Origin of the sequence: Citrobacter sp. 50677481 (assembly GCF_001463265.1) — a bacterium.
GTDB lineage: Bacteria > Pseudomonadota > Gammaproteobacteria > Enterobacterales > Enterobacteriaceae > Citrobacter_A > Citrobacter_A sedlakii.
Window position 1 is genome coordinate 1 of record NZ_LNHZ01000006.1, and the last position, 219, is coordinate 219.

The following is a 219-nucleotide window of genomic DNA, read 5'->3' on the forward strand; positions in this document are numbered from 1 at the left end:
GGACGTGGGGGTTCAAGTCCCCCCCCTCGCACCAACGAGGCGATATCAAAAAAGTAAGATGACTGTGCGAAGGTGGCGGAATTGGTAGACGCGCTAGCTTCAGGTGTTAGTGTCCTTACGGACGTGGGGGTTCAAGTCCCCCCCCTCGCACCAACGAGGCGATATCAAAAAAGTAAGATGACTGTGCGAAGGTGGCGGAATTGGTAGACGCGCTAGCTT

At 55.3% G+C, this 219-nt stretch carries 1 tRNA gene; it reads left to right on the forward strand.

The features are described from left to right. Window positions 1-66 precede the first annotated feature (66 nt). Window positions 67-153: transfer RNA gene (locus APU02_RS03310), tRNA-Leu, on the forward strand. Window positions 154-219: the final 66 nt, after the last annotated feature.